13 protein-coding genes are annotated in these 20518 nt (G+C 59.7%); 5 read left to right on the top strand and 8 right to left on the bottom strand.

Translation table 11 applies throughout. The features are described 5' to 3' along the window. Nucleotides 1-14: 14 nt before the first annotated feature. The gene (locus ABH912_RS14125) at nt 15-1070 is read left to right on the top strand and encodes an ABC transporter ATP-binding protein (RefSeq protein WP_008156048.1); all 1056 of its coding nucleotides are present in this window, start codon (nt 15-17) and stop codon (nt 1068-1070) included. A 206-nt stretch (nt 1071-1276) separates the two neighbouring features. On the opposite strand, the gene ABH912_RS14120 is transcribed toward ABH912_RS14125, so the two are convergent. Beyond that, nucleotides 1277-2206, bottom strand: coding sequence for an AraC family transcriptional regulator N-terminal domain-containing protein (locus ABH912_RS14120; protein WP_429510937.1), 930 nt, complete (start codon nt 2204-2206; stop codon nt 1277-1279). A 335-nt stretch (nt 2207-2541) separates the two neighbouring features. On the opposite strand from ABH912_RS14120, the gene ABH912_RS14115 reads away from it, so the two are divergent. Together ABH912_RS14115 and ABH912_RS14110 are read left to right on the top strand one after the other, a co-directional pair. Further along, nucleotides 2542-2895 (top strand): putative quinol monooxygenase, encoded by a 354-nt coding sequence (locus tag ABH912_RS14115; RefSeq protein WP_033057542.1) that lies wholly within the window; start codon nt 2542-2544, stop codon nt 2893-2895. A 42-nt stretch (nt 2896-2937) separates the two neighbouring features. Beyond that, complete coding sequence (locus ABH912_RS14110) at nt 2938-3168, top strand: hypothetical protein (RefSeq protein ID WP_429510936.1); 231 nt, start codon at nt 2938-2940, stop codon at nt 3166-3168. Here the strand turns inward: ABH912_RS14110 and ABH912_RS14105 are convergent, their stop codons facing one another. The 7 genes from ABH912_RS14105 to ABH912_RS14075 form a co-directional block, all read right to left on the bottom strand. Then, on the bottom strand, nt 3169-3798 hold the full coding sequence (locus ABH912_RS14105) for a flavin reductase family protein (RefSeq protein ID WP_429510935.1): 630 nt from the start codon (nt 3796-3798) through the stop codon (nt 3169-3171). Nucleotides 3799-3953: 155 nt separating this feature from the next. Then, complete coding sequence (locus ABH912_RS14100) at nt 3954-5273, bottom strand: MFS transporter (protein WP_033057548.1); 1320 nt, start codon at nt 5271-5273, stop codon at nt 3954-3956. A 296-nt stretch (nt 5274-5569) separates the two neighbouring features. Beyond that, nucleotides 5570-6904, bottom strand: coding sequence for a sigma-54-dependent transcriptional regulator (locus tag ABH912_RS14095; protein WP_429510934.1), 1335 nt, complete (start codon nt 6902-6904; stop codon nt 5570-5572). Beyond that, entirely contained in the window at nt 6898-8664 is a 1767-nt protein-coding gene (locus tag ABH912_RS14090; RefSeq protein ID WP_033057611.1) for a sensor histidine kinase, read from the bottom strand. The genes ABH912_RS14095 and ABH912_RS14090 overlap by 7 nt, the downstream gene beginning before the upstream one ends. Before the next feature lie 202 nt (nt 8665-8866). Continuing rightward, complete coding sequence (locus ABH912_RS14085) at nt 8867-11662, bottom strand: RHS repeat domain-containing protein (protein ID WP_429510933.1); 2796 nt, start codon at nt 11660-11662, stop codon at nt 8867-8869. Beyond that, nucleotides 11659-16197 (bottom strand): SpvB/TcaC N-terminal domain-containing protein, encoded by a 4539-nt coding sequence (locus ABH912_RS14080; RefSeq protein ID WP_429510932.1) that lies wholly within the window; start codon nt 16195-16197, stop codon nt 11659-11661. The genes ABH912_RS14085 and ABH912_RS14080 overlap by 4 nt, the downstream gene beginning before the upstream one ends. A 206-nt stretch (nt 16198-16403) precedes the next feature. Then, the gene (locus ABH912_RS14075; RefSeq protein ID WP_007945624.1) at nt 16404-17927 is read right to left on the bottom strand and encodes a fumarate hydratase; all 1524 of its coding nucleotides are present in this window, start codon (nt 17925-17927) and stop codon (nt 16404-16406) included. A 535-nt stretch (nt 17928-18462) separates the two neighbouring features. On the opposite strand from ABH912_RS14075, the gene ABH912_RS14070 reads away from it, so the two are divergent. Together ABH912_RS14070 and ABH912_RS14065 are read left to right on the top strand one after the other, a co-directional pair. Next, nucleotides 18463-19569: a GGDEF domain-containing protein gene (locus ABH912_RS14070; protein ID WP_429510931.1), complete on the top strand. Its 1107-nt coding sequence runs from the start codon at nt 18463-18465 to the stop codon at nt 19567-19569. Beyond that, the gene (locus ABH912_RS14065) at nt 19562-20497 is read left to right on the top strand and encodes an iron-sulfur-binding ferredoxin reductase (protein ID WP_429510930.1); all 936 of its coding nucleotides are present in this window, start codon (nt 19562-19564) and stop codon (nt 20495-20497) included. The genes ABH912_RS14070 and ABH912_RS14065 overlap by 8 nt, the downstream gene beginning before the upstream one ends. Nucleotides 20498-20518 lie beyond the last annotated feature (21 nt).

Raw genomic sequence — 20518 nt, 5'->3', positions numbered from 1 at the left:
TCTTGAGGTGCAACATGACTGGTCTGATTCTGGAAAACGTCGAGAAACATTACGGCTCGGCCTGCGCGGTAAAGGATGTAAACCTGCATTTGCCTGAGGGCAAACTGGTGTGTTTCCTCGGCCCGTCGGGCTGCGGTAAAACCACGTTGCTGCGAATGATTGCAGGGCTCGAAACCCTGAGCGGCGGCGAGATTCGCCTGGACGGTGAAGACATCGGCCACACGCCGGCGCATCAACGTAATTTCGGCATGGTGTTTCAATCGCTGGCGCTGTTCCCGCACATGACGGTGGGGGAGAACATCGCCTATCCGCTGAAACTGCGTGGCGTCAGCAAGGCTGATCAGCAGGCGCGGGTGGTGGAGTTGCTGGAGTTGATCCAGCTGAGCGAGATGATTGATCGCCCGGTGGCAAAACTCTCCGGGGGGCAGCGTCAGCGCGTGGCGATTGCCCGTGCGATTGCTTCGCGACCAAAAATCCTGCTGCTGGATGAGCCGTTGTCGGCGCTGGACGCCAAGCTGCGTGAGTCGATGCAGGTGGAAATCCGTCAGCTGCAACAACGCTTGAACATCACCACCATCATGGTGACCCACGACCAGCGTGAAGCCATGACCATGGCGGATATCGTCGTGGTATTGGGTGAACATCGGGTGCAGCAAGTGGGCACGCCGATTGAGATTTATCGTCACCCGGCCAATGAATTTGTCGCGGACTTTATCGGCTCGGGGAATATTTTCCCTGCCACCGCACTGGGCAACGGGAAGGTTGGGTTGCCGGGTGGCGATGCGCTGGAAGTGCCGATCTGCAGCAGCATTGTGGTGGGTGAGAAGGTGAAGATGCTGATTCGCCCGGAAGACTTGCAACTGTCGCATCCACAGGCGACGGCGGGGAATCGGTTGCTCGGTAAGGTGACGTTCGTGCGTGACATTGGCGCGACGATTGAGACGACCGTGGAGTGTTCCGGGGTTTCGTTTACAGCGTTGAGCACGCCGTGTCAGGGGTTTGGGTTGAGCATTGGCAATCCGGTGTCGGTGACCCTTCCGGCTGAGGCTTGTCGCGTACTCGGCGCCTGAGTTCCTGCCGTTAGATCCACCCCTCACCCCAACCCTCTCCCCAAAGGGGCGAGGGGGAAAGGGAGCCGATCTCCACGCTTTTCAAAGCCTGAGTTCGACTCGATATTTCAGGTCGATGTCACTCGACAGAACAACGCCGTCGGCCCCCTCTCCCCTCTGGGGAGAGGGCTGGGGTGAGGGGTGGATTTTGACGGCAATACACAACCTCAAACCGTCAACCGCAACCGCGCCAAATCCCGCAACGGCGGAGCCCCAAACAATCGGCTGTATTCCCGGCTGAATTGCGAGGGGCTTTCATACCCCACCCGATACCCCGCTGCCGAAGCCTCCAAGCCTTCCGCCAGCATCAACCGCCGCGCTTCTTGCAGGCGCAGTTGCTTCTGATACTGCAACGGACTCATCGCCGTCATCGCCTTGAAGCGGTGATGCAACGTCGACACACTCAGGTTCACTTCCTTCGCCAGATCATCGATGCGCAGCGGCTGTTCATAGTTGCCGTTGAGCCATTTGATCGCCTGGCTGATGCGATGGCTCTGGCTGTTGGCAATTGCGATTTCGTACAGCCGATAACCCTGCTGGCTGCGCAAGAGTCGATACAGGATTTCCCGGCGAATCAGCGGTGCGAGCATGGCGATGTCTTTCGGTGCATCCAGCAAACGCGCCAGGCGCAACACCGCGTCGAGCATCGCGGTGTCGATCCGTTCGACATACAAGCCGCGTCCCGTCGGCCGGGTCGGCACACCGAGAGGACCGGCATCGGCAATCAGCGCAGTGATTTCCGCCGGGTCGATATCCAGCCGCACCGCGAGGATCGGTTCTTCAGACGTGACATTCACCACGCGCCCGCTCAATGGCATCGAGACCGACACCACCAGGTAATTCAGCGGATCGTAATTGAAGTATTCATCGGCCAGCCTGACCTCTTTACTGCCCTGCGCCATGATGCACAGCGCCGGTTGCGCCAGCACCGGGGCAAAGTCATGGGACTTGCTGTGTTTGGACATGAACAGGGAGCCGATGGCAGTCGCATAATTGCCATCCTCCGTGGTGTTACGACGGATGATGGCGGCCAGTTCCGCCCGCTGTTTCTCCATGTCGGCGTCCAGCGGGGCTTGAAAATGATCGAGCGACGACATGCTAGGCATCCTCGGCAAGGCGTTGGTAATGAGCTGAGCTTAAATTTGTGCAAGACAAAGCGGTAGACACATCCTGCCTCAAGCTTGCCTGATTCTGCATGGCGTGTATTAACGGTGCCTCTATGACAGGGCCGCCCAAGGAAAACTTGCTTGAAAGCCCTGTTTCATTGGCACGAAAGCTTTAACAGGTTGTTACAGGTTTTTCGACAAGCCGCGCAGGATTGTGCAATAAGCCGGCAGGAATCGACTAACCGCGCTTCTACCTGCGCGCTTAACCTTGGATCCTGTCGCAGCCCGTCCCACGGCTGCCACTCGAGTACCTGGGAGGGTTGAACATGTCTACGCAGATCCCCGTCAGTCATATGGCCTTTGTCCGCGCCCGCGCCGGGCGTTCGGCGGAGCTCGGTGCGCGCCTGAGCGCCTTGATCGAGCCGTCCCGCAACGCACCGGGTTGCCTGAATTTTGCCCTGCAACATTCGCAGTGCGATCCGGAGTTGTGGCTGGTGTCCGGTTTCTGGATGAACCAGCAGGCCATGACTGCTTATTTCAGCACCCCGGCCATGCAGATTTTTGCCGGGTTAGTGCAGGACCTGGTGGTCAACAGCCTGGATTTTCATACCTTCAAGGACGTGTCGGCCGCCCAAGCGCAAGGGCAGTCCCAGTCGTGGGTACACAAAATGGCGGGTTGAGGGTTTAATGGCTCAATTCTCCATTCAGCCAGGATCCACGACATGGCACGCAAAGCCTTTGAAACCTTCGAAGCCGTATCAGCCGTAGTACCCCGCGAGGGCGGTTATAACGCCGCAATCGCCACCAAAGCCATCGGTGGTTCGGGTGCACCGCGCTTTCACAAGTTGCTCGAAGAACAGACCTTCAAAACAGCCCGCGAGGCCGATGAAGCCGCCGCGCTGCAGTTGACACACCTCAAAGACGTCAGCGAAGACGGCGACCTGGTCTGGTAATTACTTGACCGCCCCCGGGCGATACATCTTGAACAACGCCTCAGGCCCCAGCTGGAAATAATCCGCTGGCCCGCCGCCGCGCAGAATCGGTTCTGCCGCGGCGGTGTCGTACACCCCATCCTTCAATAGCCACTTGGCGATATGCACGGCGACCACTTCGCCGAGAATCAGCCAGCTCGGCACCACGTTGCCGTCGGCCCGCTGCAACTGAATGATCTGCGTGACCTTGCACTCGAAAGACACCGGGCTTTCGGCGACGCGCGGTACCTGAATGATTTTCGACGCTGCCGGCGTGAGCCCCGACAGTTCGAACTCGTTGACCTCAGGCGGGACCATGGCAGAGCACTGGTTCATCTGCTCGGCCAGCGGACGGGTCGCCAGGTTCCAGGCGAATTCGCCGGTTCGCTCGATGTTATTCAGGCTGTCTTTGCGCCCGACACTGGAAAAACCAATGATCGGCGGAATGTAGTTGAACGCATTGAAGAAGCTGTAGGGCGCGAGATTCAGGCGGCCATCGGCATCCTGAGAGGAAATCCAGCCAATGGGACGCGGGCCGACGATGGCATTGAACGGGTCATGCGGCAGGCCGTGGCCGTTGGCGGGTTCGTAGAAATGGATGTCGTCGGGCATGGGCGCGGGTTCCTGGGGCTTTATTCGTGGGCGTTCATAGTGCTGGGACGAACAGATAATTTCCAGCGATGCGCTCCCTTAGGGTTCTGTGTCGAGACCATGAAAAAGGGGCAGACCCGTTAAGGTCTGCCCCTGTTTTTATCGCGCTGGCTGACTCAGTCCGTCTCGATCCGCGAATGTTTGCGGGTGTCTTTCATGGTCACGTAGACCAGCAACGACACGGCAATACACGCGGTGACATACCAGTAGTAACCGGTTTCCATACCGATGCTCTTGAACCACAGTGCGATGTATTCAGCGGTGCCGCCGAAGATCGACACGGTCAGCGCGTACGGCAGGCCGACGCCCAGGGCGCGGATTTCGGTCGGGAACAGTTCGGCTTTGACCACCGCGTTGATCGAGGTGTAGCCGCTGACGATGATCAGCGCCGCCATGATCAGGAAGAACGCGCCCCACCAGGTCTGCACGGTGTGCAGGGTGGTCAGGATCGGCACGGTGAACAGCGTCCCGAGAATACCGAAGGCAATCAGGATTGGCCGGCGACCGACTTTATCCGAGAGCCCACCGATGATCGGTTGCAGGCACATGAACAGGAACAGCGTGGCAGCGGAAATGGTGGTGGAGTCGGAGATGCTCATGCCGACGGTGTTCACCAGGTATTTCTGCATGTACGTGGTGTAGGTGTAGAACGCCAGGGTGCCGCCCATGGTCAGGCCGACCACGGTCATCAGTTCCTTCGGATGACGCATCAAGGTGCGCATCGCGCTTTCCTTGGCCTTCTCTTTCTTGGTGAACGACTCGGTTTCTTCCATGCCACGACGCAAGTACAGCGCGACCACGGCACACAGCGCGCCGATGGCGAACGGGATGCGCCAGCCCCAGGCGTACAGCTGCTCGGTGGTCAGGGTCTGTTGCAGCACGATCAGCACGGCCAACGCGATGAGCTGACCGGAGATCAGGGTCACGTACTGGAAGCTGGAGTAGAAGCCGCGACGATCCTTGGTCGCCATCTCGCTGAGGTACGTTGCCGAGGTGCCGTACTCGCCACCGACCGACAGGCCTTGCAGCAGGCGGGCGAAAATCAGCAGGATCGGTGCGCCAATGCCAATGGTTTCATAACCAGGGCTCAGGGCAATCAGCAGCGAGCCGAAACACATCAGATACACCGAAGCCATCAGTGCTTTCTTGCGACCGGCCTTGTCGGCGTAGAGGCCCATCAACCAGCCACCGATCGGGCGCATCAGGAAGCCCACGGCGAAAATCGCGGCGGTGTTCAGTAGTTGTGCGGTGGTGTCGCCTTTGGGGAAAAAGGCCTTGGCGAAGTACAGGGAGAAGGCGGCGTAGACGTACCAGTCGTACCACTCGACCATGTTGCCGACAGAGCCGCTGAAGATCGATTTGATGCGACTGGCAGTGGTTCTTTCTTTGGCAGGCGAAGCTGCCGACCCAAGAGGCAGGGTTTGTGAGTTATCCATGACGGATCCTTCATTTAATTGTTTTTGTGGAGCGCGTTGAAACGCAGCCTGCTTGGGCTATAGCAGGAGATGTGCCAAGGGGAGGAGGGCCGGTTTAGAGGGGTTGCGGGGAATTGGTGAGCGGAATTCCGCTTATGCTGGATGGTGTGTGAGCGGTTTTTCGCTTAGCTGACATGGAATTGCTTTGCGTGGGCCGGCCTCATCGCGAGCAGGCTCACTCCTACAGGGGGGCGGTGTACACGGTTCAAATGTCGGAGTGAGCCTGCTCGCGATGGGGCCGTCGATGCCCACAAAAATCAGTTGTCAGTAAGGAACATCTCCCGACTCAACCCATGCCGCTGCATCTTTTCATTGAACGTCCGGCGCGGCAGTTGCAGCTCTTCCAACACCGCTTTCACATCGCCCTTATGCCGGGTCAACGCCGCGCGCAGACAATGCGCTTCAAACGCTTCCTGCTGCGCTGCCAGCGATTGCCCAGGATCAATCCCCACGGGTTCCGGCTCGCCCAGTCCCAACACTTGTCGCTCAGCCACGTTCGCCAATTCGCGCACGTTGCCCGGCCAGTCGTGGCTCAGCAGGTGGCTCAACTGCGGGCCGCTCAGTGGTGGAAAAGTGCGCCCCAAACGCTCGGCGGCATTGTGCGCAAACGACTCGAACAACAGTGGAATGTCTTCACGCCGCTCGCGCAACGGTGGCAGCCGCAACTCGGCCACGTTCAATCGATAGGCCAGGTCCTCGCGAAAGCGTCCGGCCCGGGCCTCGTCGAGCAAATCGGGTTTGGTCGCGGCGATGATCCGCAAATCCACGCGGATGCTCTGATTGGAGCCTAGCCGCTCCAGCTTCTGCTCCTGCAACACCCGCAGCAATTTCACCTGCTGGGCCAATGGCATGCTTTCGATTTCATCGAGAAACAGCGTGCCGCCGTCGGCGTATTCGAGTTTGCCGATGCGTTTGCCCGAGGCGCCGGTGAACGCGCCGCTCTCGTGACCAAACAGTTCGGCCTCGAACAACTGCTCGGGGATCGCCGCACAGTTCAATGCCACAAAGGGTTTGTCGGCACGTGGACCGAAGTCGTGCAGGCAACGGGCAACCAACTCCTTGCCGCTGCCGGTTTCACCGCGAATCAACACATTGACCGGTAACGTCGCCAGGTCCAGCACTTGCCGACGTAGCGTCTGCAAACCACGGGACACACCCAGCAACGTCGCATCGAGTTTGGCGCGGTTGTCTGCCTGTTCGTGCAGGGCGCGGTTTTCCAGCACCAGCCGCCGCTTGTCCAGCGCACGGCGCAGACTGCCGAGCAGGGTTTCGGGGCTGAAGGGTTTTTCAAGGAAGTCGTAGGCGCCATCGCGCATCGCTTCGACCGCCATCGGCACATCGCCATGGCCGGTCAGCAGAATCACCGGCAAGTCGGCATCGCGCCGCTGAACCTCGGCCAGCAGTTCCAGGCCGGTCATGCCAGGCATGCGCACGTCGCTGAGGATCACCCCGGGGAAATGCTTCGGCAGCTGCGCCAGGCACTCATCGGCGCGGCTGAACAATTGCACCTCGAACCCCGACAGGCTCAGCCATTGTTCAACGGCACTGCGAATACTGCTTTCGTCGTCGACCACCATCACTGAATTCAGCATGAGCCAGGGGCCTCCAGGTCGATGGGCAAGGTCACGGTGAACACCGCGCCGTTTGCATGATTGTCGGCGCTCAGGCGTCCGCCCGATTCGTGAACGATGGCAAAGGATACGGCCAGCCCGAGGCCCAAGCCATCACCCACCGGTTTAGTGGTGAAGAACGGATCAAACACGTTGGCCAAGTGCTCTTCGGCAATGCCGCCACCGTTGTCAGCCACCGTCAGACGCCAGAGTTGTTCGTCGGCTTCGATACGGATTTCCAGGCGTTTGCAGGGTTTGTCCTGCATGGCGTCCAGGGCATTGCGCAGCAAATTGATCAGCACCTGTTCCAGGCGAATCGCATCGCCACGTACCCACGCCGGGCGCGTCAGGTGCAGCACCGTGCTGACCTGTTCATCGCGCAACCGCGTGTCGAGCAGTTGCAACGATTGGTCGACCACTGCCGCCAGGTCCAGGCGTTCGCGTAAACCGCTGGGGCTTTTGCGGGCGAAGGTTTTCAGGTGGCCGGTGAGGGCGGCCATGCGCGTCAGCATGTCATCCACCGGTTTGAGTGCCTTGTAAGCGTCATCGACCCGACCGTGATCGAGCAGCAGCCTCAGCGTCGCAAGCTGCATGCGCTGGGCGGTCAGGGGCTGGTTGATTTCATGGGCCAGCGCGGCAGACATCTGGCCGAGCGCGGCGAGTTTGGCCGATTGCACCAGACCGTCCTGAGCGGTGCGCAGGTCGCGAGTGCGCTCTTCCACCAGTTGTTCGAGCTCTTCGCGACTGCGCTGGCGCAGCTTGGCCAGACGCCAGCGCTGATTGAGGAACAGCAACAGAAACACCACGGCCAGCCACAACCCGGCGGCGGCGAGCCCGGCGTTGCGGCTGTCTTCGAACGCAACTTGCGGGCGGCGCAGCAGGTGCAACGTCCAGCCTTCAGTGCTCAGCGGCAGCGATTCCCACAGGTAATTCGCCGTGCCGTCCGGACCCACGACCCGCGTCAGATCACTGTTGTCGTCGAAGCGCCGCACCGATTGATACTCGAGCGGTGTCAGCGGTTGTTTATCGTATTGGCGGGTGACCTTGAGTTCGGCGTGATCGCTGTCACTCAGCGGTTTCAACAGGCGATAGCGCCAGCCCGGCTGGTTGGCGATGAAGATAATCCCTCGTGCATCGCTGACCAGCAGCGTGTCGCTGCCCTGACGCCACTCGCGCTCCAGCTCCGGAAATTCGAGTTTCACCACCATCGCGCCGAGGAACTGGCCGTCGTCACCGGTGACCGCGCTGGACAGGAAGTAACCGGGAATCCCGCTGGTCACGCCCACTGCGTAAAAACGCCCGGTGCCCTGGGTGCGTGTCTCGCTGAAGTAGGGGCGAAAGCCATAGTTGTGACCGACGTAACTGCTGGGCAAACGCCAATTGCTGGCGGCTACGGCCAGACCGGTGTGATCCAGTAATTCGAGGGTCGAGGATTGCGCCGCGCCGTTGATCTTTTCCAGTTTGCGGTTCAGGGCGTCCTGCTGTTCAGTCGATACCGAACCCTTGAGGGCTGCGCGTAACTCCGGGTCCAGCGCGAGCACGGCGGGCAGGGCGCGGTAGCGATCGATCAGGGTGTGCAGGGAATTGGCATAAAGCGCCAATTGCTGATTGGCACGGGCGGCGTCTTCGACCAGCGCCTGGCGCTCGGTGTGACGCATGGCGAGCCCTGCTGCCAGCGCGGCACCGGCGACGATCAGCAAGGTATAAAGCGTCAAACGCAACGTACGGGAAGTCGGCAGCATGCTTGTCGCAAACGCATAAAAGGTCGGGGCCGGCACCATAACATGGAGTGACGGCGGCCAATCGGTTTTTGCCGGGCACGTCAGGCGGCGTGCTTTTCAATGAGGTGCTGCGAGACTCTGCCCGCCAGGTTTCTGGCCTGTTTGATGCCGCTTCTTGCGACTTTCATTCACCGTGAGCGAGGGCGTACGCCAATAGACAGAACTATCCATTATTCCACCAGTTGACCAACCTGGAGCGACTTGCGGGGGCCGGATGAGCTTGCCGTCTTAAAAACTGATTATCCGTGGTACCCATCTCTTTGTAGGCGGCGATCACTCCTCGAGCGTGTTTTATGTCGGCAAGGACGGCGCTGGTTTGCTGGCGCAAGGCTGACCGGTTAATCGGTGCCGAGTTTTCTCCGGATGCCATGTTGTTGGCATTGGGAAGGAAGACAACGTCGGTTCCCAATGCATCGAAGGCCGCTTCGCTCCAGGCCGAACGCTGCTCAATAGCCGTTTTCCAATCGCTGAGCATTGTTTCGATTTTGCCGATCTTGACCGGATCGAGCCGGTTCTTGATGTCTTCGGCTTCTATGGCGCGAGCAAACATATTGAGAGCGCCCGGGATTATCGATATCCATGAGGCCATCACCCTGTTCATCATAAATTCAGGGTTGAGGACTGCGTTGAGCGCCGGGTTGATCAGCTCACTCTTTACGTCTTTCCAGCTGTTGATTTCGTTAACGGCATCAGGGATGCCTAACTGGCGATCAATCGCAGCAACGGACATATTCGAGGTTTGCGGAATAAGTGGGCCAAACCAACTATTGCTGGTCGTTATCGGGGCTGCCATCGCGCCGCCCACATCCCCACCTGCGTTACCGCCGATCAGCGAGTTCGGATCCGTGAACTGGATGGTATGAGGGGCATTTGGCAGAACAGCGCCCGCTATCCCACTACCTTTAAGGCCACCCTCATAGCCAGCGATTCCCCCTGCTACCTCGCCCGCCATATTCGCTGCCAGACTTCGTATGGGGCTCTTCTGCTGGATGATGTTGTGGAGTTGCCCCAGTGTCTGCTCGGCATGTCCACCGACGGCAGAAATAAACCCCGAATAAAGCATGATCACGCTTTCGGCTTTGGTTTTCCCGTCAGGATCCACATAGCGCATCGGGTTGTTCTGCACGTATGCATACCTGTTCAGTCCGTCAGCCTGCGACGGGTCGGCACTGACCAAACGCTGCAACCACGGTGCGAAATAACGCGCACCGTAGTAATACAACCCACTGTCATCCATTTCCTTGCCCGAATAGCGGATGGTTTTGTAGTCGACGTCCACCTCACTTCCCCGCGCATACCAGGCGGTGGCGCCGAACGGGTAATAACCTTCCTCACTGATCACTTGCACCTGTTGGTCGAGTTCCAGTGTGCTGGAACCCAAATGGTCATTGAGGCTGTAGCGCAATTGATCGGCGGAAATTTTTGCGGGTTTGCCGCTGACCCAGTGCAGGCAACGCACGCTGCCGTGTCCGCTGGGCAGGGTGATGACGTGCAGTTCCTCGCCGTTGTCGCGGGTGCGGATTTCCAGCCCCGGCAGGTAGATCACCTCCTGAAAGTGGGTCAGTGACGGCGTGTGGGTTTCATGCCGTTTGTACACGCGCATGCCCTGGCTGTAGCGGTAGAACTCTTCGTCGTTGGGGCCGTTGGCGCGTTTGACCAGCGTCACCGATTCCAGTTGATCCAGGTTGTTCCACCGCAAGGCTTTTCCCGGTTGCAAGTCCAGGAGGTTGCCGTGGCGGTCAAACAACTCAGGAAAATCGGGTACAGGATCCCCCTCTTTCCAGCGCACACCGCGATTGCTGGTGAGGTCGATGCGCATCTCGCGGGTATGTGAGGCACCCGCCCGCACATGACGCAGCTTGATCAGGTTGCCGCCGCGATCGTATTCATAGTCTTGTTGGTAGTTGAGCCGATTGCCGGGGTCGCCGGGCAGGGGCCGGCCCGGAATATCCGATGGTGGCGCATCGTCGTATCCGCTGGCGCTGGTCAGCCGGTACAGCGAGTCATAGGTGAAGTCGCGGTGGCCGTCGATGAGCTGGTTGGCGAAGTAAATCGGTTTGAACGCGAGGTCTTCGATGCGGGTGATGTTGCCAACGCGGTCGTAGAGATATTCGAATTTTTGCAGCGCCGGCTCGGCGTTTTTTTGCGCGTGCTGCGTGGACAGGCGGCCATCGGCCGGGTCGTAGGTCCAGCTGCTGACTACGTCATTGCCGGCGCGTTGTTCGATGATCTGACTGGCAGCGTTGTACTGCGCGTCTTTCAAAACTGGCTGCCAGTTCGAGCTGCCTTTTATCCGCAGCTGAACCTGCTTGAGCTGCCCGGCGACGTCGTAACGCGACTGTTGCTGGTGATCACCGGCATCGGTCTGGCTCAACAGCTTGCCGAGCGGGCTGTAACTTTGGCTGCTGCGGTGTGGCTTGTTCTCGACCAGGGTTCGGGTTTCGCGCAGTGGCTGTCCCAGCAGGCTGTAGCTGTCGAGACTCAAGGTGCCGGAGCGGTCGAGGTGTTCGGTCAACTGACCGCGCCGGTTGCGGGCGGGGTCGGCGGAGGCATCGGCATAGGTAAAGGTTTCGACGTTTGGCTCAGCGTTTTCCTCGATGGCGAGCGGGCGCAACAGAGGGTCGTAGGTGGTGCGCCAATGACTGCCACGCTGGTCCCAACGCTCCAACACTTCCCCGGCCAAGCCTGGCAGGCTCAAGCGCCAGCCGGCGTCGACGGAATCTACCTTCAACGGCTCGCCGGACAGGCGGTAGACGGTGGCCAGGTTGGGGACGACACCGAACAGTCGCGGGTCCCATTGTTCGAGCAGTCGCCCGGCGGCGTCATGTCGCTGGCGGGAGATCAGGGTTTCCAGCGACCCGCCATCGACCTTGCGCAAGTAGGAAACCTGGCGAATCGGCAAGCCCCGACTATCAATGACCGTCAGGTTCGGGGTGCGCCAATGGACCCCGGTCGTCATGGCTTGCCTGCCTTCAACTCACTTTCAGGCGGCGCGACGTAGGTGTCATTAAAGTCCAGGCTGGTGGTGTACCAGGGGTGGATGATCTCGAGCGCGACATCTCCTTTGGCGTTGATGACTTTTTTCTGGCGACCCAGGACGTCGTAAAAGTTCTGATCGTGATGGCCAGACTCACGGAAGGAATGGTCATTGATATAGCGGTGCCCATTGGCGAAGTAAGGGCGAAATACCCGAACAGCCAGGCCTTTGTTGTTGTATTCCACGCGTTCGCTGACGCGCCAGCGCGGGTCGGCGTGCGCGACCTTTGGCTTGCCGTCTTCAATCACCAGCTCACCGTTTTCCACCACAAACGCCAGGCCGGGTTCGACCAGTTGCTTGATCTGCAGTGGCCGGCCGAAGCCATCCACGAAAGCTTTAACGATCTGGATTTGCTGCAGCTCATCATCCCAATAGCGGTCAGCGGTGAGGACAACGCTGTGCACCGGTTCGCGATGAGCGGCGTGGATCAGGTCGAGTAGCGTTTGCTCCGGCTCGCTCAGGGAGGTGAGTCGGGCCAGGCGACGTCGGGCGCTGGCGCGAATGTGCAGGCTGGGTAACACGTCACCTTGCGCAATCCAGGTGGCCAGCCAGTCAGGTGTCTGCCTGACGGAATGGGGGAGTTCGCCCATCCAGCTGAACAGGTCCTTGCGCAATACACTGGCCGCTTTTTGCAGGGCGCCTTTGGGATTTTCGATGGCAGGGTCCGGACGATGGTCCGCAGGACGTTCGTGTTCGTCGAGGGGGCGAAACCCCATTTCTTCGCCGTCTTCAGTGCCATGAAAACTGATGGCAAGGGGTTGTCCGGACGGCTCGTAAAGGGCCTCCTCGACATTGTCATTGGCATCGATGCTGCGCTTGAGTTGCAGCGCGTGATAGTCATATTCGAAACGGGCTTCGCACCCGTCCGGCTGCGTGATGCTTTTCGGCAGCAGACAGTAGGCGTCGTAGCAGGCTGTCGTGATGCCGTAACTGGGCGTTTCGTTGTACTCCATCACTTTGTAAAAACTATCGAGCTTGCCGTACTTGGCAAAACCATACCGGGACGACCATAGGTTTCTTTCCTGGTCCTCTTTTTTGTCTGCCTCCTCGTCTACCCCCAGCACCAGAGGCATGGCCGAATAGCCGATTTTTGCCAGTTCGTCCCGAATAACGAGCGACGGCACCGTGTCGTAGGCTTGCAGTGCTGTCTTGTCCAGTTGGGCAATTTCCAGCGGTGCCCGCAGTGCCTCGAAATCGGCCTTGCCGTCGGCAAGCACTGTCCGGTCGTCAGTCTTGAAGTAGCGATTTACCGACTGCGTGGTCAGCAGCCGCTTAGCGGCCCATTCGGGCGAGGCGTACAGCTTGTTCAACCCTTCATAGGAAATGTCTGCGGGGGCGAGCCCCCCGGAAGCTGGCTTCTTGGGCAGTACCAATGCATTGCCACGTTGCAGATAAGGCAGGCCCAGTCGCCAGCCTTGCAGACTCTCTTTCAGGTGAATGAATGTGGCGCGGGATTCACTCAAGTAGTAGGACTGTTGGGCCGGGTCGTGGGCATCCGACCACCATGTTCTTTCGTCGGGATCTTCGAAGGGGTTTTCTATCTCGGTGTTGGTCCTTCGCCGTGCGTAACTGACGGTGATGGAATGGTTGGGCAGACCGCACTCGTCATGGCTCAACGAGATTTCATGACGGCACAGCGGGTCATTCTCGAAGCGTTCGTACTGATAGCTGATCTTCTCCAGTTGCAAGGGCAGCATGATCGGGTAGGCGTCATGACCTCCCTTTTTGCGCAGTTCGCGGACCTTGTAACGACTTTCCTCCACGGCGAAAGGCACCGCTGTGGCCAAGTCATCGTCGGCGGCGTAGGTCTCCACGCGCAGCACTGAACCTGCGAGGGCGCGGGTGATTTCATGGACGGTGGCTTCGTCGGCGGGCGGGACAGGATCATCAAAATGGTCGTTGCGGTGATACTGGCAAAACAACGTGGGCTTCAAGGCAAGGGCTTCGGGATCACGATCAAAGTAACCATCGCGTGGCAGGTCGATCAGCCGTCCTGTATGGAACCAGGTGCAGACCAGTGCCGGGGCGGTGAAGCCGATGTCATCTTCACTGGTGCCGGTTTCGCTGTCGGTCTGGCGCAGCAGGCCGAAGCCGCGAAACTCTCGGTTGCGGCCATCGTAATAACCCTGTGAATACTGGAAAAACTGGTTCAGGCGGTTGCCGGTGATTTCGTCGAGCTGACGTTGTTGCTTGACCACGGGCACCGGGAACGGCAAGTAGCAAATCGGTAAACGCTTGAACTTGAGTATCCGATTCTTTTCATCCAGCCATTCCTGCGCGGAACTGCGATACACCACCTGCGTACTGCAGCCCATGTTGTTGTTACTGGCGACCAGCATGTAAGGCTTGGCGCTGACGAAATCGTAGCGCCAGTGCCGCGGCTTCATGTGCGGCACAGTCAGGATCAGGCTCGCGCAACCCAGGCCTTGCAGGTCGGCGAGGGTGACCTGGCACAGGTTGTCGTAGCGAATGCCGTCGGGCCAAGGGATCGTGACGGGGATCTGTTCCAGGCCATTGCCGCCACGATTGAAATAGATCTCGAAACTATCGGACTTCAGGTAAATCAGTGCCGGTGCACCGGAGCCGTCGAGGTCGGCAATCCGCACCCGCGCCGCGTCGAATGTCGCGTAGTCGAAGGGCAGGGCACTCATGACAAAACCCTCGCCGAACCGACCGTGGCCGAGGTTCGGCCAGCATTTGATTTCGTCGTGACGGATGCGGCACAGCTCGGTCATGTCGCTGCCCAGCAAGTTGCCCAGCATCACCAGTTCGGTGCGTGAGTTGCTGAACAGCGGCAGGCGATCGGTGTCCGGTTTGTGCTCGACTTCCTGGCCCGGCGCGAAACCTTCCTCACGCCGATTGGCGTACAGGCGCACGCTTCGCGGGCCGATCAGCGCCATCGAGCTGAGCCCGTCGCCCATCAAATCGCCAGACTGTGAAAACGTGGAGAAGAACTCCACCGGGAACGCCGTAAAGGGAATGAACCCCGACCAGCTGCGATCGGGGTTGAGGGTGTGGAAACCGCTCATGCCGGGTGAGGCGAGGATCCAGTCGAGCCGACCGTCGCCGGTCAGATCGGTCAACGCCTGATAAGTCGGTTGATTGCGATCGGCCACAGGAATTCGGGACAGTTCTGTCCATGGACCGTAGTGGATGTCATCGGCCCCCGTCAGCGCGCGCAAGGGTTCGCGGTAATACCAGCTCTGGTCGTAACGACAGATAAATCCGGGCACACCTTCACCGAACAGATCGACGCATTGGTGGTGCGCGCCGTCCTCGATGCCGGGCATGTTTTCGAAGGGGAAAAACGGGCTCGACTGCTTATTGAGTTCGAAGCGTGAATAGTCGAATTCCACCGGTGGCATGTTTTCCACGGCACCGCTGGCGTCGTACGCCTGATAGTGCGCGGCCACCAGTTGGGTGTAGGACAGTGATGTTGTTTGGTATTGCAGCAGCAATCGACGAACCAGCGCCGGTTTCGGGCCCAACTGCTCGGGGAAATGGTGAAACATCAAAACCTGATGGCACAGGCGTCGGGTGCCCAGTTCGAAACCATAGGTGTAGCTGTGGAAGGGGTCGCTGCGCAGTTGCCACTCACCAAAACCCTCGCCGGGAGCATCAAACGGTGGGCCGTAGAGCGGTTTCTTTTCCAGGTCGGGGGTGCGTTCGCCGTAGTCGAACAGCAGGTGGAAATGCCACGAAGGTGGTGCCAGCTTCAGTACGTTCCAGCCATACAAGTGGCTGCTTGCCTCAAAATTGCCATAAAGCACACGCTGTAAGTAACGCTGTGTGCTGTAGTCATGTGCATCGTCTGGATCATGAGTTTCTTCTGGCTTGTATTCGAAGCAAATGTGCTCGCCATGGGTATTCATGCTTTCCTGCAGAAGCCAAGCGCCCACCCGGTCTTCGGCCTCAGGGGCTGCCCGACGGGAGGCTTCGGTTTTGCCATAAAGATGCAGGCTGCCGTCCGCACCGTGCACCAGCCAGAATCCTTGAGGGGTGACGTCAGAACGCCACAGCTCGATCAGATCGAACGAACTCTCGACCCGTGGCCAGTAGCGCACAACGCGGTGCTCACCAATGGGGAGCTTGCGGTATTGAGTCTCGATTCTGGACTTTGGCTTGCCTTCGTCATCCAGCTCGGGCATCAACTCCTCGCCACCGGGGCCGATCATGATGTCCGTGGCAAGGTAATCGGGCACGCCGTTGCGGGTCCGGCGAGTGATGGCACTGATGCCCAAACCCCAGCCAAAGCCGAACGTACCGTTACCGGCCTGGCTGTCATAGCTCAGCGCCATGGAGGGGTCGAAACCGCGTCCTGCTGAAAGGGGCAGCGGCAACTCGAACGAGGCACTGCCCGTTACGCCGACCGAACCCCAACTTTTGCCAATCGTGGCAATGGAAGCACTCTTGGCGATGGAGGGTTCAGTAATGCTCAGGGAGGCTTGGTCTTCCATGGGGTTGATCCTGGAGTTGCGTGATGAAGCAACGCTAACAAGATCAAGGTGCTGCGTGACCTGTCAGATGTGACAGGTAAGGCCGATATTTTTAGAACGAATAAGGTGGACGGCACGGCGCTTTATCGCGAATGGTAAAACCGTTGCCAAAAAAAACGGCCGGGTCATCTATAAGACGACCCGGCCGTAGTGGCAGGCTGAAGCGCTTACTGCACTTCCACCGCCAGGCTGTCACTGATCTTTTTCTGCCAGATGGCAGGACCGGTGATGTGTACCGACTCACCCTTGCTGTCGACTGCAACAGTCACAGGCATGTCTTTCACGTCGAACTCGTAGATCGCTTCCATGCCCAGTTCGGCGAAAGCCACCACGCGGGATTTCTTGATGGCTTGTGCCACCAGGTAAGCCGCGCCGCCGACTGCCATCAGGTAAACGGCTTTGTGGTCCTTGATCGCTTCGATTGCAGTCGGGCCGCGCTCGGATTTGCCGATCATGCCCAACAGGCCGGTTTGCTCGAGGATCTGACGGGTGAACTTGTCCATGCGCGTCGCGGTGGTCGGACCGGCAGGGCCCACCACTTCTTCGCGCACCGGATCAACCGGGCCGACGTAGTAGATGAAGCGACCTTTGAGGTCCACTGGCAGGGTTTCACCCTTGTTCAGCATCTCGACCATGCGCTTGTGCGCGGCGTCGCGACCGGTGAGCATCTTGCCGTTGAGCAGGACGGTTTCGCCCGGCTTCCAGCTCTGCACTTCTTCCGGGGTCAAGGTGTCGAGGTTGACGCGACGAGCCGACGGGCCGGCTTCCCAGACGATTTCCGGGTAGGCGTCCAGCGGTGGCGCTTCCAGCGAGGCCGGACCGGAACCGTCGAGCACGAAGTGCGCGTGACGGGTGGCGGCGCAGTTCGGGATCATGCACACCGGCAACGAAGCGGCGTGGGTCGGGTAATCCATGATCTTCACGTCGAGCACGGTGGTCAGGCCACCCAGGCCCTGGGCGCCGATGCCCAGTTGGTTGACCTTCTCGAACAGCTCCAGGCGCATTTCTTCGATGCGGTTCTGCGGGCCGCGTGCTTTCAGCTCGTGAATGTCGATGGATTCCATCAACACTTCCTTGGCCATCACGGCGGCTTTCTCGGCGGTGCCGCCGATGCCGATGCCGAGCATGCCCGGTGGGCACCAGCCGGCGCCCATGGTCGGAACGGTTTTCAAAACCCAGTCGACGATCGAGTCGGACGGGTTGAGCATGGCCATTTTCGACTTGTTCTCGGAACCGCCGCCCTTGGCCGCCACGTCCACTTCCACGGTGTTACCCGGAACGATGGAGTAGTGGATAACGGCCGGTGTGTTGTCCTTGGTGTTTTTACGAGCGCCCGCCGGGTCGGCGAGGATCGAGGCACGCAGGACGTTTTCCGGCAGGTTGTAAGCCCGGCGCACGCCTTCGTTGATCATGTCGTCCAGGCCCATGGTGGCGCCATCCCAACGTACGTCCATGCCCACGCGAACGAAGACGGTCACGATGCCGGTGTCCTGGCAGATCGGGCGGTGGCCGGTGGCGCACATCCGCGAGTTGATCAGGATTTGCGCGATGGAGTCACGGGCCGCTGGCGATTCTTCGCGCAGGTAGGCTTCGTGCATCGCCTGGATGAAGTCAACGGGGTGGTAATAGGAAATGAACTGCAGGGCGTCGGCAACGCTCTGAATCAGGTCGTCTTGCTTGATCACGGTCATGAGTCGCGCTCCTCTAAAAGACGGGAACATTCAATAAGGTGCTTGCAGCTTGGGTGCATCGGTCGGTTGCAAGCACCTTTACAAGGCACGCCGGGGCTGCTGGCGCGACGCTAAAAAGGCGCGGCAGTATAACGCGCCTCGGTTCCGGGCACACCCGCCGGTAGTCAATCGTTGGTCGTATAGGGTTGGGGGTGGTTGGGGGGAATTGGATTTCCATTGTGAGATCCACCCCTCACCCCAGCCCTCTCCCCACGGGGGAGAGGGGGAAAGGGAGCAGATTGGGGGCCTTTCAGAACCTGAGTTCGACTCGGACTTTCAGGTCGATGTAACTCGAAAGTACACCTGGGTCAGTCCCCTCGCCCCCTGGGGAGAGGGTTAGGGTGAGGGGAAATGGTGTACACGCGCAGTCATGGCATTGACGCCAGTTTTCCGCACTAAAAATTGAATGGTCATTTATCAGGCACACTACTAAAGTGGCAGTCGGTCTGTAGAGTAGGACACTCAAGCAGCCTCCCTTCGCACGGTGAGTCAACGATTGACCCATAACGCCATCCAGCGCTTGTTGCTCAAACGCTTTGCCCTCGCAGCCGGCACCTACGCCCTGGCTTTGCTGCTATTGTGGCTGGCGTTTTTCACCGGTCATTACGATGAATCCCTGCCCAACGTGGCCATCGGCAGTGCGCTGGTGGTCATCAGTCAGGCGGCGTTGTTTGCGGTGTTTTACAGTGGCTGCAACCTGCGTTTTTCCGACCCCAGCCTGACGGAAGCGCAGGTGTTGCTGGGGCTGGGTTGGCAAACCTGGCTGATCGCCCATCTGGACGAGGCACGCGGCACGTTCCTGGTGTTTTACGTGCTGATTCTGCTGTTCGGGTTGTTCCATCTTTCGCGCATGGCCTTTTTGCGGTGCGCGCTGTTGGTGTTTTTCAGTTTCAGCGCGATCACGCTGTGGGAGGGCTACCACTTCCAGTTACCCGACCCGGCGCTGGCCGCGTTGCAGGTGTGCGTGCTGCTCATCGTGTTGGTCTGGCTGGAACTTTATGCCCGTCACGTCCAGGCCTCCCGCCAACGCATGCGTCAGCGCCGATTTGCCTTGCAGGCGCATCAGGACACCCTGCGCGGGATGATGCGCCAGCTCGAAGACCTGGTGGCCACCGACGAACTGACCGGGTTGTTTAATCGCCGGCATTTCCTACGCCTGGCTTCCCGTGAGCTGAAGGCCATGGACGCCGATGTCATGCATGGCCTGGCGCTGATCGACCTCGATCATTTCAAACGAATCAACGATGTGCACGGCCATGCCGCCGGTGATCAGGTGCTGCAAGCCTTTGCCGCCGTGGCCACCGCCTGCCTGCGCGATGGCGATGTTCTGGCCCGTTACGGTGGCGAAGAGTTCGTCGTGCTGTTGCCCGATTGCAACGCCGAGCGCTTGACCTCCTGTTGCGAGCGGCTGCGCATTGCGTTCACCGATGTAGAACTGATCGGACTCAACGTCGCCCATCTCAGTTTGTCGGCGGGCATGACGTTGCTCGAACTGGGCGACGATCTCGATGAAGCCTTGCAGCGCGCCGATCAGGCGCTTTATCGCGCCAAGCGTGACGGCCGCAATCGTTGCGCGGCGGCGTGGGAGAACGTCGATGCCTGAGTTACGGGTCGGCGAACGCCAATGGTCGGTGGCGGTGGGCAGCAATCTGCTCGATGCGTTGAATCAGAACGGCGTATCGGTGCCCTATAGCTGTCGCGCCGGCAGCTGCCATGCCTGTCTGGTGCAATGTGTCCAAGGGCTGCCGAGTGACAGCCGCCCCGACGCCCTGAGCGCAGACCAGCGCCAGCAAGGCTGGCGCCTGGCGTGTCAGTGTCAGGTGGTCGAGGACTTGCAGGTGCACACCTTCGATCCTCAGCAGGATGGCCGCCCGGCCGAGGTGGCGGCTGTCGATTGGTTAAGCGCCAGCGTGTTGCGTTTGCGCCTGACCCCTCAAAGCCCTTTGCGCTACAGCGCCGGGCAGCATCTGGTGTTGTGGGCGGGCAACGTGGCGCGCCCGTATTCATTGGCCAGCCTGCCCGAAGAAGACCGCTTTCTGGAGTTTCATCTCGATTGTCGCCATCCGGGGGAATTCAGCGACGCGGCCCGCCAGCTGAAAATCGGCGATTCGATCCGCCTCGGCGAGTTGCGCGGCGGGGCGTTGCATTACGACGCGGACTGGAACACCCGACCGCTTTGGCTGTTGGCCGCCGGCACGGGGTTGGGGCCGTTGTTCGGTATCTTGCGTGAAGCGCTACGGCAAGATCACCAAGGTGCCATTCGCGTCATTCACCTGGCCCATGATGCCGAGGCGCATTACCTGGCCAAGCCCCTGCAGGCCATGGCCGCCAGCCGCTCGAACCTGAGCATTGAACTGTGGACCGCGGCCGAGTTGCCAGAGGCTTTGGCGCAACTGCGGCTTGTTTCACGGCAAACCCTGGCCTTACTCTGCGGGGCCCCTGACAGCGTCGACGCCTTTGCCCGGCGCTTGTACCTGGCGGGATTGCCGCGTAATCAACTGCTGGCGGATGTCTTTGTTCTCCGCGGTTGAGCGCTGATTTTCAGACGCGAG

Source organism: Pseudomonas sp. BT76 TE3572 (genome assembly GCF_050435365.1).
Lineage (GTDB): Bacteria > Pseudomonadota > Gammaproteobacteria > Pseudomonadales > Pseudomonadaceae > Aquipseudomonas > Aquipseudomonas fluorescens_W.
This window is presented reverse-complemented; position numbering and strand designations above follow the sequence as displayed.